The organism is Haemophilus parainfluenzae, from assembly GCF_014931395.1.
In the GTDB taxonomy this organism is placed as follows: domain Bacteria; phylum Pseudomonadota; class Gammaproteobacteria; order Enterobacterales; family Pasteurellaceae; genus Haemophilus_D.
Genome location: NZ_CP063120.1, coordinates 201,211 through 214,968, shown reverse-complemented (window position 1 = coordinate 214,968; position 13,758 = coordinate 201,211). Strand labels below are relative to the sequence as shown.

Sequence of the window (13,758 nt, the reverse complement as noted above, 5' to 3'; positions counted from 1 at the left end):
TTATGCCTCACCTTTTTGTGTGCGAATGAAGTGAGCAAGTGTTGCTACGCTTTCAAAGTGATCTCTTAATTGAGTTTGTTCACCGTCTAATTGTAGACCAAATGTTTTTTGAACAGCTAAGCCTAATTCTAAGGCATCAACTGAATCTAAACCTAGCCCTTCAGATGAAAAAAGAGGCATATCAGTTTCAATATCGTCGATACTGATGTCTTCTAATGCCAGGCTGTCAATGATAAGTTGTTTTAATTGTTGTTCAAGTTGCATTATTGCGATCCTTTTTGTGAGGTTTGAGAATTAAAATAATCTTCTAAATATTTTGTTAAACGACGAGATGCCATCGGGATAGATTGATTTTCTATCCATTCTTGTGGATTAATATCATCGCCAACGAATAATTCATAATGAATTTGTTTGTCTGGTATTTTATACCATGGATGACCTTTTTTTAGGCTTAATGGATTCATCCTGATCGTGACAGGGGTAATGACTTTTGCACTACGTAAACCAATTGAAACAGCACCGCGATTTAATTTTACGATGCCATCCCAGCCAGTTCTTGTTCCTTCTGGAAACAATAAGAGACTCTCTTGTTGCAATACACGCTCACAATGTTCCAAGAGTTCTAGAGACTCGGTATTGGGGATAAAACCACAAGCGAGAATTTGATTCCTCATCGTGGGATTGTGTAAAAGATCTTTTTTCACAATACAGTTAAGTGAAGGCGCTTTACTGAGAATCAGTACTACATCAAGTAGAGATGGGTGATTGACCACAACTAATTGACCTGGACGTCCCAATTTTTCAAACCCTTGATAAGTCACTTTTAAAGCACCCGCACAAGACAGGTAACGAATAAAATAATACCAAATTCCGCCAACAAAACGACGAACTTTTAACTGGGTAGATAAATTAGCGTGCTTTCCTTTTTGGGCAAAAGGAAGTAAAACGAATTGTAATAGTGTGCCTGCCACAGCCCAAAATAAAAAGGCAATGGCGGTAGCCAGCCAACGTTTAAGAAAATCTAATTTTTCTGCCATAGCCAAGTTCCATTTGAACTACTCGGTGTGTGCCAAGTGCGACTTTCAAGATATTGGTGAGAAACCCAAGTTAGTGCATTATCGGTAACATCATGATTAAAAGGGGAATCTGTAAGCGTTAATTGATATTGCTCTCCTTGAGTGACGACTAAAGCCAAAGCATAACCTAAAGGTGTACGAATGACTGGTTGAGCATTATATTTTGCTTCAAGCGGCGATTCAGCAATAACAACAAGCACTTTTTCATGCCCTTCATTAAGCAATAATGTCGCTTCTAATAGTGCGGTTTCAAGGTTGTCCACTCGAGCCATAATCGAAGTGGTTTCTGATTTAACTTGACGTAATTCAGACCATTGTCCAATTAATGCATTATGAACTGAGAGACTAAAAGAGGTGGGAGAAACCTCCCCCTCTTTTAATAAGGAATGCCACAACGCAAAATTACGATTCATTTCACTGTTTGATGAGGCATAAACCACAGGCATATCTGCATTTTCTCCTACCAAATCCCACGCAGCCTCAAAAAAAAGACGGGCTGAGTCACTTAAACGACGGCGTTTTAGCGGGGGTAAAAAGGCTAATTTAGGTGCAAAGTCTTCAAATGTTTCACATTGATTTCGCAAATAAGCATAGCCTTGTTTCCAATCATCTGCGGTTAGCGATTTATTGCAAACAATATTCCACCCTTGAAGTGAGAAAGAGAAATTACAGATTTCAGTCATGTTATATGGTTAAAAATTAATTGTTTTTGAATAATTCATTAATCATTAAATCTGTTTGGCCTTGTAAACCAACTTGTTTTACACGATCGGCTTCGTCACCGCGATGTTTATAAGAAACAGATCCAAGAGAAAGTTTATTTGAATCTCTTAAATCTAATCTTGCTCTTGCAATAATTTTAGAGTTACCTTTTACGCTGAAGTGTAAAATATGGCTACAGCCCTCATCTTTTTTAACAAGTCTTGCTGTGATACGTTTTTGTTTTAAGCTTTTTGTTAAAGCCTCAACAATTTCATCTGGTGCTTTGCGAATAGAACCTTTTAAACATACTTCTTTAATATTTTTGCTTTCCACAGGTTTTACATCGTTGACACCTGAAGAACATGCGGAAAGAACAAATGAGCTAAATAAAAGTGAGGAAAGTAATAATTTCTTCATAAAATTGAAACCTTATTAATATTATAAATTATAATTTAAAGGTGGGATTTTACACTACTTCTATTCACAATAAAATAGTCACAGGACTGTTAAAATCTGGTATATTGTTTACCTCTATGTAATAAGAGAAATTATTTATTTCATTCAAATCACAAGGAGTCAAAATGAAATTAGTATCTAAATTGAGTATTGTTGCTGCGGCTATGCTTATGGCTGCTTGTGCGCCAAGAGATACAACGCATTACTATTCTATCCAGGATGCGTTAAATTCCCCTGAAGCAAAAGAAATCGTTGATCCATCGGTTAAGCTTTACTTTGGTAAATCTGCACCTGGTAAAGTAGTGAAAGCTGGTGTGGTAAGCAATAAGAAAACAAATGCGGCAAATAAAACAGATGAAAAATCTTGCCAGTGGGCGTTCCTTTCTACAGTGAAACAATTCCAAGATAGAGCAAAATCACAAGGTGCGAGCAAAGTGGGTAATATCGTCAGCTATTACAAAAAGAACACTTTCCAAAGTACAACGCAATATGAATGCCATGCGGGTAACTTAATGAGTGGTGTGGCATTAAAAGGCGATATTGTTAAGTAATTTTCTACCAAATAACACCTTAATTTATATAAATTAAGGTGTTATTTTTTTGATTTGCGGGAGAAAGTCTAAGTTTTTAGACATTGAATTCTCAAGAGATAAGAGATTAAACTCTATTTCTGCATCTTCCTTATTATTTAGAAATAAGCCAAAATACGGCCCCTTCAGTTTGCTCAGAATGTTCACTTTTTTCTAGCGTCCAACCGATTAAGGCGGATGATATTTCATCATTTTCAAGATCCAATAAGGCGAGTTTTAGTGGTTGCCAAATGGTTTGGTGGTTAATCGCTAAAAATACGGAGTTGGCAGAGGTTTGCAAGGTTTGAGTGAGTTGAAATGTCGCCGCGTTATTAATATTCGCCATAAAATCTAAAGGACTAGGCAAATTTTGTTCCATCAGTTGATGAAACATTTTATCGAACTTGCTCGGCGAATTAAAAAACGATCCTAAGTAAATTCCTGTATTTTCATTAATATAGGGTTTTAATGGTATCGCACCAAGTAAAGCGAGTTGAGTGAAACGGCTTAAACGACGAGCATCGAGACCTTGTTCTTTGAGTCTCAGACGTAACGTTTTATCATCTACGCCATTGGCGATGAACTGATTAGTTTGTTTTATATAAAATGTCATTCACCCACCTTTAAAATCCATGCAATATTGCTACCGCCAAAACCTAGAAAATAATTTAAAAAGTGACCGCACTTCACATCAGTTTTTTGTAAGTATTCGATTAAAAATGCGGTTTCTAATGCACCACTAGCACCAAGTGTATGTCCCATATAGGGTTTAACTAAAATGGTTTCGGTATTCGGGAAGCGTTCCTGTAAAACAGATTGTTCCATCTCATCGCTATTTCCCCCCACGCCATGCACTTTAATGCCTTGAATGTTTTCTATTTTTAGATTTGTTTTAGCTAGACAGGTGGTGAGTAATTGACGTAATGCCGTTTCGCTACTGTTTGTCAGATTTTCATTATCTGTGACCGTTGTTATCCCAAATATTTCACATGGGAATGACTCGTTTTTTTCTGTTGATAATGCAACACACCCAACGCCTTCGCCTAATACAATGCCTGTAGAGTTGATGAAAGGCTGATATTCATTGGCTTGTGATAATAGGTTCATGGATTGGAAATGTTCAAAAGTAAGACGATTAAACATCTCAAAACCAATGACTAAAGCCTTTTTATACATGCCAGCTTTCAGCATTTTGTATGCATAACCAATGGCTTGTGCTGAAGAGGTACAAGAAGTGGCAAAACTAAATACTTCTGTCTGATAGCGATTTCCTAAATCCTCGGCGATAGCAGTAAGGTTATATTCTTTCGGTAATGCTTGATGATGAGCAATGCGAATTTCACAGTCACTGATCATATAAGCGGTAGAACCAAGTAGAATAGGAATGTTTTTTAGCTCAGATTTATCCCAACCCGCACGTTGTAAAGTGCGGTCGATTTCAAGATCAATATAGTGATAGAGTTGCTCTAATGACAACAGCGGTTCCTTAAATGCGTTGAAATAAGGAAAACTAAGCGGTTGGCCTAGCATATTAGAGGTTCTTAATCCGAGCTTTTCTGCAAATCGAGCAGAAACAGCGTTGATATAAACGTTCATTAGATTTTACTATGCTGTTCGCGGATAAATGCTGCAAGATCACGTACGTTCATCATATGTTTACGCACCATGCGATCACCCTGTAAACGTACACCAAAATGAGCCTGTAGTGCTACCACAACTTGCAACGCATCTAATGAATCTAATTGAATACGGCTTTGTTCACCAAATAGCCATTCATCATCACTAATTTCGGCAGGATCAAATTCATCTTTTTCTGTTTCTTGCACGATGAGTTTTTTGAGTTCCAGCTCAAGTGCCGGTGCTTCCAGTGTAAAAGTATAAGCCATTAGAATCTCGCTTGTTTAGTTAATTGTCGTTGATAAATGAAAGTCGCTAAAAGTAATGTGATGGTCCCAAATCCACTTAATAAATAGAGCGGTTGTTGTATTTGGTTAAGGTGATAGTGATTTAATAATAAATTTTGGAAACCACTTAATGCCCAGCCCATAGGCGAAAATTGTGAAATAGTTTGCATGATTTCTGGCATTACATAAACAGGCACCATAATACCGCCAATGGCTGCCATGATAATGATGCCGCCTCCGCCTAACACGACCGCATGTTCAGTGGTTCTCGCTACCACGCTAATTAACAAACCATATCCTAGTGCTGCAAGGCTTACTGCACTGGATAATACGATGTAAGGTAACCAACTTTCTGAAAGCGTAAATGCGGGCATATCAAGTGCAGGGAGGACAAAATAACCCAGCGCGACCATGCCGACAAATTGTAATTGGTTAATCAAAAAATAAGGAATTAATTTGGCAATAATCAAACTCAATGCAGAAGCCCGCGCCATGCGTAAACGAGTTAGCGTATTGGTCTGACGTTCCATTGCCATCACGTTAGATAGAGGAATCATAATAAAGAACATGCCAAAAATCAGCCAAGCCGGTACACTATGTTGTACGGAGCTTGGTTTGCTCACTTCCTTACCATGACGATTGACATAAATTTCTTGCCACAAATCTTTCGCGAGATAATCATTAATTTGAGCAAATTTGCTATCTAACTCTTTATTGACTTTATTCTGAATGTCTTTGATTGGTTTGCGTTTATTATTTTCTAACGTGATGTGATTATCAGCTAAATAGTCATTTAAACGCAGTTGAGAGTAATGTTTTTGCAATACACCTTTCACACCTAGTAGCCAACTGCGATCTACGCTAGGATTCAACCAAAGTTGTAAAGCCTGTTCTTCTGAAAGTGTGGTCTGTTTTTGATTAGGATTTAAAATTAGCAAGTCAAATTTACCCGCTTGTAAATCCGCTTGATATTGAGCTAATTCAGACAACGGAGCTTGTTTAACCGCAAGATTTTCCTTCTTGAGTTGAGTGAGAAAATCATCATTTAGCTGATTTTTTTCACTTAATAGCACAATCTCTGAACGATTGCTTAATGCATTGTCGTTACTCAATGCTGCCGACATAATCAACATAAACAGAATTGGCATAATGAATAATACAGCGACACCATGTAGATCGCGGCTTAATAGGCGCATTTCTTTAAAAATCGATGCAATTAACATGTTTTTCCCGACTGATTTAAAAAATCTAAATAAAAACGTTCCAAACTTTGTCCTTCTTCTAAAATGCCTTGCACAGTGCCTTGATAAATGAGATTACCTTCATTTAACAGCACTAATTTGTCACATAATTGCTCAATTTCTTGCAAATAATGAGAGGTATAAATCACTGTCACACCTTGCTGTTTCAACGCCGCTACGCTATCTAAAATAAATTGACGGGACTGAGGGTCAATACCCACCGTTATCTCATCTAGAAAAATCACTTTCGGACGGTTAATTAAGCCAATAGCAAAATTAAGACGTCGTTTTAATCCGCCTGATAAATGTTTCGCGAGCTTATTTTTATGAGAGGTTAAATCAACTTTAGCGAGTAGTTCTAATAAATAACCTTTATCTCGAACATCATACAATGACGCAAAAAATTTCAGATTCTCCCAAACCGTGAGCAAGGGATAAAATGCAAAATCTTGTGGTACTAACGAAATCTGATGGCGCTGTTTTTTACTTAATTTTGCAAAAGGTACACCGTCAAAATAAATTTCGCCTTGTTGCACAGATTGTAAGCCAGCAAGTAGAGACATTAAGGTCGTTTTACCTGCACCATTCGGACCTAAAAGTCCAATCGTGGAGGCTGATTCAATATCAAAATTGACCGCACTTAATGCATTTTTTTCTGCGTTAGGGTAGAGATGGCTAAGATTATTTATTTGAATCATAAATTACGTAATGTCTGCCAAATTTGTTGTTCTTTATTTGCAATGTCACGCAAATATTCCGCTACGGTATGATAACCTTCGATTGTAGGCTTCTTACATTGTTTCACGCATAATCCTGCAAATTGACGCCACATATCGCCAATTTCCGTCATGTGTTCTGAGGCAAGTTTGTATTTGGGTTCTTGGCAGATATCAGCGGCTTGTTCAAGGAAATAGGCGTATAAATAGCGGAAACCTGCACCGCCAGTGCCGATTTCTTCTTGCATACGCACGATGTGACCCAGATATAAGCGTTTGTATTTGTCTGAAGGGTGATTCGCTAACTTTTCAATTCGTTTTGCAACAGTACGAATGCCTTTTACACCGACGAAAAAGAGCGGTGCCAACATCTGCTTGGCATTTTTTCGAATCGCTTTACGGGTAATACTTGGTAAATCAATCTTCGTTAAGTCAGGTTGGCTTTCAAAGTAATACATCAACCCTTTTGGCGCCAGTACGCCTTTCACAAAACGCGCGCGTTGTAAATCTTCAGTAGCACAACGCTGTACCGTTTCAAAGACAGGATCGCTAATTAAGTAGTCATTTTGCTCTTTGCCGTACACAATTAAATTGTGAGCATTAAAATGGAAACGCATTTCTGGTGGGAAATAAGGCAACCAGAAGACAGAAGTTTGTAAACCAACTAATTTATTTTCGGCTAATGCGAGATCGAGTGCTTCTTGTCCAGCTTGTGGTGCACGAAACTTTTGTATTTTTAACCGCACTTTTAAACGTTTTGCCACATTTTTAATGATAGATTTTGGGGGCATGCGGTAGGATATAAGTGGCATTCCATTGACTTTGACTAATGGAATATAAACAAAGGTCAATGCTGAGGCTAATCCAAAAACCATCGCTTCGTTAAAATCGACACCTTGTGCTTTCAACATAGTGGACATGACACCACTTTCGCAGTGAGCCGTGTGCTGGTGCTGGAAATTGTTCATAAGAATTAATATATAATAGTAATTTTTTAGATCGTTTTTAATGTTGAAGTTGATACGCCAAATGCTTCGGCATATTTAGCTAATACATTATCCGAGAGTTTATCAAAGATGCTTGGTTTAAAATGTCGCTTAATTTGCCACTGCCAAAACCCTGTGGTTTGAGCGAGCGTTTGAAGATCAAAACGATAACGATACATATAATAAAAGAGCGGTGATTTTTCACCGCGTTTTACCGCATCTAAGGCTTCATTGGTCAGTTGATTAAATTCTTCAACCGCTTGTTCGGTGACAAATGCTTCCGTATCCCAACCTGTCGTGGTGCCAGGTTTATAATGACCATTTTGAGTGGCATAAATGACTTTCTTTTGCCCACGAAAAATTTTACTGTCATCTTGTGGGATTTCGTTAATGTCCATTCACGACCTCTAGTAGCATAAAACAAGAGGAGAAACGACCGCTCTCTGGAATATAGCACAATACTTTTTGCCCATTTTGGAGCGGAAATTTCTCTAGAAACTCTTGCAAAATGATGTAAATCGATGCTGAGCCTGTATTACCTTTGCTTTCAAGATTAGTGAACCATTTTTCTTGTGGAATCTCGAAATTAATATTTTTCAGACCATCTAATAATTTATCTCGGAAAAAGCCTGAAGAATAATGAGGTAAGAAATAATCAATTTTATCCGCTTTTAAATCATATTTATCAATTAAGCGTAATAGCGCATTTTCAACCGTGCAACGCACAATATTTTCATTGAGTAATTTGACATCTTGTTTAACAGCCATCATGCTGCGCGCTTCACGCTCTTCTTTAGTGACGTTTTTCCAACTCACAAATTGTTCATTGCGAATTTCTGCGCCCGCATACATACAAACAGGCATTTCGTTGGCGTAAGAAATGAGATCAATCCATTGGATCTTTAAGCTGAGACCATGTTGGTTGGGGTGGTTACTTAATTGTACAGCGCCAGCACCGTCAGAAAGCATCCAGCGTAGGAAATCTTTTTCAAAACCAATTTCCGGTTTAGCTTCATCTAACAGTCTTTGTTCAATTTCGGCTTGAAAATGTTCACCACGCATGATGGCAGATGCCGCTTCAGATGCCACGGCAATTGAACTTTGATGTTCACCAGTTCGAACGGCATTATAAGCATGCTTCATTGCAGCCATACCGGCTACACAAACTCCCGCAGTTGTCAGCACTTCATAAGGTGGGGCATTAGGAATCAAACCATGTACCATGACACCTTGCCCAGGCATAATTTGATCGGGATAAGAGGTACCGCATGCCAAGCAACTCACCTCATTGACATTCATCCCTTGGCGAATTAAATCATTAATGGCTTCTACTGCAAGCTCAGTGCTAGTATGTGTCGTTTCTCGGGTTTCCGGATTAATTGCATAATGACGCGTTTTTATCGCATTCGAACGTAAGATCATTTTACGTACACGGGATGGTGTATTACCAATCATACCGAGTACTTGTTCCATTTGATCATTTGTTACAGGTTCATTTGGTAAAAATGCAGCAACTCGATTAATATAAACATCATGTAGTGAAGTCAAAATTATTCCCCTGACGGTTCAGCAAAATAGCGCTTTTGGCGCGCCAGTTTTTCTTTTAATAATGGTTTTAATAAGCGTTTTACCACGGCTGAAAGTGGTACAACAGTGAGAATTAGTATAATCAAAAATACGATGTAAAAATAGAGCACGGCTTGACGAAAAACAGGCGAAATTTGACCGCACTTTAACAGCAATTTTCCCCAGATATAAAAACTGCGGTGACCGACCTTTTCGCTCATCATTAATTTTTCATCAATTTTGACAGCCCCCATGTTTTGGAAAAGTGATTTATCTAAAGGTCGATTTTCGTTCAGAACTTCAACTAAACGACATCCAAAACGTTGCATATCTTGCATATCTGCATCACTAATTCCTGCGCTCGGTAGCCATGAAAAATAACGTTTTTTTCCACTGAACATCCATGCTGGAGTCGTAATAAAGCTTGCCCAAGCATTGGATTGATCCGTTTTAACCACATTGCCAATTAAATTAGCATCAAGTGCGGTCAGCATTTTTTTCATTTTTTCTTGTGCCATCAACCACATATTACGGCAGCCAATCAGGGTAATGACAGGCGTGTTTTTTAAGATTTTAGCTTGTTCAGATTGCAAAAATGCAGTGATAGGTTGTGAAGGTGATAGAAACCACACGCTGTAAGTGATGACGATTAAATCATATTTTTCACGTTGTAATAATGGTGTTTCAATTGGTGCAGGTTTGAGATGAACCGATTCTGGAAACTGATTAAAAAAGGGAATAAATTTCCAAGGAAAAGAATAGGGCTGAATTGGTTTAATTTGACATTCTTCAATGACAATATTTTCTTGTTGCTTTAACGGTTTAAGAAAATGTTGCGTCAGTTCATTTAACTGACCTGTTTGTGAATAAGAAATAACTAAAATGTGCTTTTTCGATTGAGACATAATTAAACGTAGAATGTAATTTAACGTGGCATTATATATTATTTAATGTTTGATTTATAGCCTATTCAAAGGCTCGATCTAAGCGATATTTTAGCTGAAAAACGAGGCATTAAACTCACTCTTTAAGTGTGGTCTTTCTATCATTTTAGAAAATGAGATTTAGTCTGAACATAAAAATCCCCCAAAACTGACCGCACTTTTGCGTTTCTTAAAATAAATTCCTGCTAAAGGTTGAAACGTAGGGGGATTTATTGCGATAATTCCCATTATTTTTTGGGTGATCTTTCGGGCTACCATTTTTTCAGGTGGCCAGTTTTTATTAGGAAAGATTAATTTGGACATTATTTAAGTTAGAAGAATAACAATGGCTGAAAAACGTAATATTTTTTTAGTAGGACCGATGGGCGCAGGTAAAAGCACCATTGGCCGTCAGCTTGCGCAACAATTGAATATGGATTTTGTCGATTCGGATACAGTAATTGAGGAACGTGCGGGCGCAGACATTAGCTGGATTTTTGATTTAGAAGGCGAAGAAGGTTTTCGTAAGCGTGAAGAACGTATTATCAATGAATTAACCCAATTACAAGGCGTTGTGCTTTCCACGGGTGGTGGAGCAGTGATGTCAAAAGAAAATCGTAATTATCTTTCTGCTCGTGGTATTGTGATTTATTTAGAAACCTCAGTAGATAAACAATATCAACGTACGCAACGTGATAAAAAACGTCCTTTATTACAAGGAACAGATAACCCACGCCAAGTGTTGGAAGATTTAGCTAAAGTGCGTAATCCGTTATACGAAGAAATTGCTGATATTACCTTACCAACAGACGAGCAAAATGCCAAAGTAATGGTTAATCAAATTGTTGATTTAATTGATAATCTAAACGGCTTAAACAGTTCACTCTAAGGATTTAAAATGTTGTGCGTAAATGTTGAATTAAAAGAACGTCGTTATCCTATTTATATTGGCGAACGGTTGCTTAAAGATGAAAGCTGCTATCCGCTGAAGAAAGGGGATAAAGTGATGATTGTGACTAATCCAACTGTTGCACAATATTATCTTGAGCCCGTTACAGAAACGTTAGAAAAAATAGGTTGTCAGGTTGAGTCAGTATTATTGCCTGATGGTGAAAAATACAAAACGCTCGATTCTTTAAACCTCATTTTTACCGCACTTTTAAAGCATAATCATGGGCGAGATACCACCATTATTGCATTAGGTGGTGGCGTGATTGGTGATGTGGCAGGTTTTGCCGCAGCAAGCTATCAGCGTGGCGTGCGTTTTATTCAAATTCCTACCACATTATTAGCTCAAGTGGATTCTTCTGTTGGTGGTAAAACCGCTGTTAATCATGAGTTAGGCAAAAATATGATTGGGGCGTTTTATCAACCTTCTACGGTGATCATTGATACCCTTACACTCAATACCTTGCCAAAACGTGAAGTGAATGCGGGACTGGCGGAAGTCATTAAATATGGGGCGATTTTAGATTATGCCTTTTTTGAGTGGCTTGAAGCTCATATTGATGAATTAGTCGCATTAAATCAACAGTCACTTCAACATTGCATTGCTCGTTGTTGCCAAATCAAAGCTGATGTTGTTGCACGTGATGAGACTGAAAAAGGCGATCGTGCATTGTTAAATCTCGGTCATACTTTTGGTCATGCGATCGAAACACATTTAGGCTACGGAAACTGGCTACATGGTGAGGCTGTTGCAGCTGGAACCATGATGGCAGCCGTGTTATCTGAACAATTAGGCGATCTTTCTTTTGAAGATGTTGCACGTTTAGAAAAACTTTTAGCGCGCGCTAATTTACCAACCGTTTCGCCTGATACCATGCAACCAGACGATTATTTACCGCATATGATGCGTGATAAAAAAGTGCTGGCAGGTAAATTGCGTCTTGTATTACTAAAAGCACTAGGTCAAGCCTATGTGGCGACTGATACTGACAAATCTCTTGTGCTAAACGCCATTGAGCGTTGCACACAACATGACTAACTGTCATTGCTCTCATGTTGCGTCCGAAAAATAATAAAACGAAACCCCGAATTAAACACCGCCCGTTTTTAAAATGGGCGGGTGGTAAATTTCGTTTAACGGACGATCTCAATCGCGTCTTTCCTAAAAGAAAACAGTGTTTGATCGAACCTTTTGTGGGAGCGGGGGCTGTTTTTCTTAATTCTCATTTTGAGCGTTATATTTTGGCAGATATTAATCCGGATTTGATTAACTTGTTTAATATCGTCAAAGAAAATGTGGATGCCTATATTGAGGCTTGTAAGCCAATTTTCTTCGCCGAAAATGCCAATACAGCCGGTTATTATTACGCCCAGCGTGATGCCTTTAATCAATCAAGCGATCCTTTCGAGCGTTCGGTGTTGTTCCTTTATTTGAACCGTTTTGGATTTAATGGATTGTGCCGTTATAACAGTAAAAATGAGTTTAATGTGCCCTTTGGCGCGTATAAAACCCATTATTTCCCTGAAGATGAGTTGCGCTATTTCGCCCATAAAGCACAAAGTGCGGTCTTTTTATGTGCTGATTTTCAACAAACGTTTGAATTAGCGGATAAACACAGCGTGATCTATTGTGATCCGCCTTATGCACCGCTTCCGCAAGATACCAATTTTACTGGATATGCAGGGAATGCTTTTGGACTTGAACATCAAAAGAATTTAGCGGAATGCGCCAAAAAAGCGCAAAAAGAAAAGCAAATTTCTGTTGTGATTTCTAACCACGATACGAAATTTACGCGTGAGATTTATAAAGGGGCAAAATTCAAACGCGTTAAAGTACAGCGCTCGATTAGCCAATCTTCAGAAAAACGAGTTAAAGTAAAAGAATTAATCGCTATCTTTAAAGGTTAAGTTTAGCAGGTTAATTCAGGATTAATTTTAATCTCAAAACCTTTTACTTCGGGATAGGTGGGTTGAATTGCGGCGAGTAATTCTCTTTGGCGAAATAAAATCCCTTGGCGAACGACCGCACTTTTAACTTCGATAAAGAGTTTTCCATTCGTAATGGAGCCTAACCGAAAGAGCCCTTTGAATTCTTGAGGGAAAAGGCGGCTGATGTTTTGGTTCAGTTCATTCAACATTAACCCTTTCTGCATGATTTTGGCAAATTGAGATCCTTCCAGCACATCAATAATATTCATGGCTTTTTGATAACGCTCATGCTTGTTTTCCACAAAAATACCCCAATAATGACTTTACGTTGAATTTCCGATACAATACACACAAATTTTGTCAGAGACAATAAGATGATAAAATCAAACAAAGGTAAAACAAATTTCTGGTCGCAGTTGCTGTTAAGCATGATTGCGATTTTTGCTTTACCTGTTGCTCAGGGATTGGAGGCACCGCCTTCATCCAATATGAGTGGCGAAAATTACCAAACATCATCTGAACAACATATGTTGATTGCAGTGCGTGAAATTCGTCAAGCATTGCAGGTTCAACCTCAACCAACAAATCATAAAACTCATTCCAATCAAAAACACGAAAAAATTCAACCGCACTTTATCGCGGCGGAATTTCCTGTTTTTGCCCCTATTCGTGCCGGCCCAGCCATCATTTAATTTTCTTTTATCTTTGAACGAGCCGATTTTTTAATCGGATGATCCTTTTT

At 38.2% G+C, this 13,758-nt stretch carries 19 protein-coding genes; 5 read left to right on the top strand and 14 right to left on the bottom strand.

All coding sequences use genetic code 11. The features are described from left to right. From INP94_RS01050 to INP94_RS01035, 4 genes are read right to left on the bottom strand one after another with little or no spacing between them, the layout of a single operon-like run. Complete coding sequence (locus INP94_RS01050; RefSeq protein ID WP_005695335.1) at positions 1-264, bottom strand: ApeE family acyl carrier protein; 264 nt, start codon at positions 262-264, stop codon at positions 1-3. Beyond that, positions 264-1,037, bottom strand: a complete 774-nt coding sequence (locus INP94_RS01045) for a lysophospholipid acyltransferase family protein (protein WP_197543753.1) — start codon at positions 1,035-1,037, stop codon at positions 264-266. The genes INP94_RS01050 and INP94_RS01045 overlap by 1 nt, the downstream gene beginning before the upstream one ends. After that, positions 1,022-1,759, bottom strand: a complete 738-nt coding sequence (locus INP94_RS01040; protein ID WP_197543752.1) for a beta-ketoacyl synthase chain length factor — start codon at positions 1,757-1,759, stop codon at positions 1,022-1,024. Before INP94_RS01040 ends, INP94_RS01045 begins: the two co-directional genes overlap by 16 nt. Positions 1,760-1,775: 16 nt before the next feature. Further along, a complete protein-coding gene (locus INP94_RS01035) occupies positions 1,776-2,195 on the bottom strand; it encodes a hypothetical protein (RefSeq protein WP_005695338.1) in 420 nt (139 codons plus the stop codon). A 164-nt stretch (positions 2,196-2,359) separates the two neighbouring features. On the opposite strand from INP94_RS01035, the gene INP94_RS01030 reads away from it, so the two are divergent. Next, the gene (locus INP94_RS01030; protein WP_005695339.1) at positions 2,360-2,785 is read left to right on the top strand and encodes a hypothetical protein; all 426 of its coding nucleotides are present in this window, start codon (positions 2,360-2,362) and stop codon (positions 2,783-2,785) included. Between the two features lie 133 nt (positions 2,786-2,918). Here the strand turns inward: INP94_RS01030 and INP94_RS01025 are convergent, their stop codons facing one another. Genes INP94_RS01025 through INP94_RS00985 form a run of 9 tightly spaced genes read right to left on the bottom strand, consistent with a single transcriptional unit; the run spans position 2,919 to position 10,121 of the window. Then, positions 2,919-3,416, bottom strand: coding sequence for a hypothetical protein (locus INP94_RS01025; RefSeq protein WP_232087406.1), 498 nt, complete (start codon positions 3,414-3,416; stop codon positions 2,919-2,921). Then, a complete protein-coding gene (locus INP94_RS01020; protein ID WP_197543751.1) occupies positions 3,413-4,399 on the bottom strand; it encodes a beta-ketoacyl synthase N-terminal-like domain-containing protein in 987 nt (328 codons plus the stop codon). Before INP94_RS01020 ends, INP94_RS01025 begins: the two co-directional genes overlap by 4 nt. After that, positions 4,399-4,689, bottom strand: coding sequence for an ApeE family acyl carrier protein (locus INP94_RS01015; RefSeq protein WP_178198225.1), 291 nt, complete (start codon positions 4,687-4,689; stop codon positions 4,399-4,401). The genes INP94_RS01020 and INP94_RS01015 overlap by 1 nt, the downstream gene beginning before the upstream one ends. After that, complete coding sequence (locus tag INP94_RS01010) at positions 4,689-5,930, bottom strand: ABC transporter permease (RefSeq protein ID WP_197543750.1); 1,242 nt, start codon at positions 5,928-5,930, stop codon at positions 4,689-4,691. Before INP94_RS01010 ends, INP94_RS01015 begins: the two co-directional genes overlap by 1 nt. Further along, a complete protein-coding gene (locus INP94_RS01005; protein ID WP_197543749.1) occupies positions 5,924-6,646 on the bottom strand; it encodes an ABC transporter ATP-binding protein in 723 nt (240 codons plus the stop codon). The genes INP94_RS01010 and INP94_RS01005 overlap by 7 nt, the downstream gene beginning before the upstream one ends. Further along, complete coding sequence (gene darH, locus INP94_RS01000) at positions 6,643-7,632, bottom strand: BtrH-related acyltransferase DarH (RefSeq protein WP_197543748.1); 990 nt, start codon at positions 7,630-7,632, stop codon at positions 6,643-6,645. The genes INP94_RS01005 and darH overlap by 4 nt, the downstream gene beginning before the upstream one ends. Positions 7,633-7,658: 26 nt before the next feature. Next, positions 7,659-8,048: a DarG family dialkylresorcinol biosynthesis protein gene (locus INP94_RS00995; RefSeq protein ID WP_197543747.1), complete on the bottom strand. Its 390-nt coding sequence runs from the start codon at positions 8,046-8,048 to the stop codon at positions 7,659-7,661. Further along, positions 8,038-9,198 carry a beta-ketoacyl-ACP synthase III gene (locus INP94_RS00990; protein WP_197543746.1) on the bottom strand — a complete coding sequence of 387 codons (1,161 nt, stop codon included), beginning with the start codon at positions 9,196-9,198 and terminating at the stop codon, positions 8,038-8,040. Before INP94_RS00990 ends, INP94_RS00995 begins: the two co-directional genes overlap by 11 nt. 2 nt (positions 9,199-9,200) lie before the next feature. Beyond that, positions 9,201-10,121: a dialkylrecorsinol condensing enzyme gene (locus INP94_RS00985; protein WP_178163653.1), complete on the bottom strand. Its 921-nt coding sequence runs from the start codon at positions 10,119-10,121 to the stop codon at positions 9,201-9,203. Between the two features lie 364 nt (positions 10,122-10,485). Here INP94_RS00985 and aroK point away from each other — a divergent pair, with 364 nt between their 5' ends. Genes aroK through INP94_RS00970 form a run of 3 tightly spaced genes read left to right on the top strand, consistent with a single transcriptional unit; the run spans position 10,486 to position 12,995 of the window. After that, the gene (aroK, locus tag INP94_RS00980; protein ID WP_197543745.1) at positions 10,486-11,028 is read left to right on the top strand and encodes a shikimate kinase AroK; all 543 of its coding nucleotides are present in this window, start codon (positions 10,486-10,488) and stop codon (positions 11,026-11,028) included. A gap of 9 nt (positions 11,029-11,037) precedes the next feature. Continuing rightward, a complete protein-coding gene (aroB, locus tag INP94_RS00975) occupies positions 11,038-12,126 on the top strand; it encodes a 3-dehydroquinate synthase (RefSeq protein WP_197543744.1) in 1,089 nt (362 codons plus the stop codon). A gap of 14 nt (positions 12,127-12,140) precedes the next feature. Beyond that, complete coding sequence (locus INP94_RS00970; RefSeq protein ID WP_070776158.1) at positions 12,141-12,995, top strand: Dam family site-specific DNA-(adenine-N6)-methyltransferase; 855 nt, start codon at positions 12,141-12,143, stop codon at positions 12,993-12,995. A 2-nt stretch (positions 12,996-12,997) separates the two neighbouring features. Here INP94_RS00970 and INP94_RS00965 read toward each other — a convergent pair whose 3' ends face one another. After that, positions 12,998-13,318, bottom strand: coding sequence for a DciA family protein (locus INP94_RS00965; protein ID WP_111304511.1), 321 nt, complete (start codon positions 13,316-13,318; stop codon positions 12,998-13,000). A gap of 72 nt (positions 13,319-13,390) precedes the next feature. Between INP94_RS00965 and secM the strand changes: the two genes are divergently transcribed. Further along, positions 13,391-13,708, top strand: coding sequence for a secA translation cis-regulator SecM (secM, locus tag INP94_RS00960; protein WP_197543743.1), 318 nt, complete (start codon positions 13,391-13,393; stop codon positions 13,706-13,708). Positions 13,709-13,758 lie beyond the last annotated feature (50 nt).

What these genes read in the sequence shown, in the direction of transcription:
- INP94_RS01015 (WP_178198225.1), bottom strand. Translation starts at nt 4,689, where the DNA reads ATGGCTTATACTTTTACACTGGAAGCACCGGCACTTGAGCTGGAACTC.
- INP94_RS01035 (WP_005695338.1), bottom strand. Translation starts at nt 2,195, where the DNA reads ATGAAGAAATTATTACTTTCCTCACTTTTATTTAGCTCATTTGTTCTT.
- INP94_RS01020 (WP_197543751.1), bottom strand. Translation starts at nt 4,399, where the DNA reads ATGAACGTTTATATCAACGCTGTTTCTGCTCGATTTGCAGAAAAGCTC.
- INP94_RS01050 (WP_005695335.1), bottom strand. Translation starts at nt 264, where the DNA reads ATGCAACTTGAACAACAATTAAAACAACTTATCATTGACAGCCTGGCA.
- INP94_RS01005 (WP_197543749.1), bottom strand. Translation starts at nt 6,646, where the DNA reads ATGATTCAAATAAATAATCTTAGCCATCTCTACCCTAACGCAGAAAAA.
- aroB (WP_197543744.1), top strand. Translation starts at nt 11,038, where the DNA reads ATGTTGTGCGTAAATGTTGAATTAAAAGAACGTCGTTATCCTATTTAT.
- INP94_RS00970 (WP_070776158.1), top strand. Translation starts at nt 12,141, where the DNA reads ATGTTGCGTCCGAAAAATAATAAAACGAAACCCCGAATTAAACACCGC.
- aroK (WP_197543745.1), top strand. Translation starts at nt 10,486, where the DNA reads ATGGCTGAAAAACGTAATATTTTTTTAGTAGGACCGATGGGCGCAGGT.
- INP94_RS00985 (WP_178163653.1), bottom strand. Translation starts at nt 10,121, where the DNA reads ATGTCTCAATCGAAAAAGCACATTTTAGTTATTTCTTATTCACAAACA.
- secM (WP_197543743.1), top strand. Translation starts at nt 13,391, where the DNA reads ATGATAAAATCAAACAAAGGTAAAACAAATTTCTGGTCGCAGTTGCTG.
- INP94_RS01045 (WP_197543753.1), bottom strand. Translation starts at nt 1,037, where the DNA reads ATGGCAGAAAAATTAGATTTTCTTAAACGTTGGCTGGCTACCGCCATT.
- INP94_RS00995 (WP_197543747.1), bottom strand. Translation starts at nt 8,048, where the DNA reads ATGGACATTAACGAAATCCCACAAGATGACAGTAAAATTTTTCGTGGG.
- INP94_RS01025 (WP_232087406.1), bottom strand. Translation starts at nt 3,416, where the DNA reads ATGACATTTTATATAAAACAAACTAATCAGTTCATCGCCAATGGCGTA.
- INP94_RS01040 (WP_197543752.1), bottom strand. Translation starts at nt 1,759, where the DNA reads ATGACTGAAATCTGTAATTTCTCTTTCTCACTTCAAGGGTGGAATATT.
- INP94_RS01030 (WP_005695339.1), top strand. Translation starts at nt 2,360, where the DNA reads ATGAAATTAGTATCTAAATTGAGTATTGTTGCTGCGGCTATGCTTATG.
- darH (WP_197543748.1), bottom strand. Translation starts at nt 7,632, where the DNA reads ATGAACAATTTCCAGCACCAGCACACGGCTCACTGCGAAAGTGGTGTC.
- INP94_RS01010 (WP_197543750.1), bottom strand. Translation starts at nt 5,930, where the DNA reads ATGTTAATTGCATCGATTTTTAAAGAAATGCGCCTATTAAGCCGCGAT.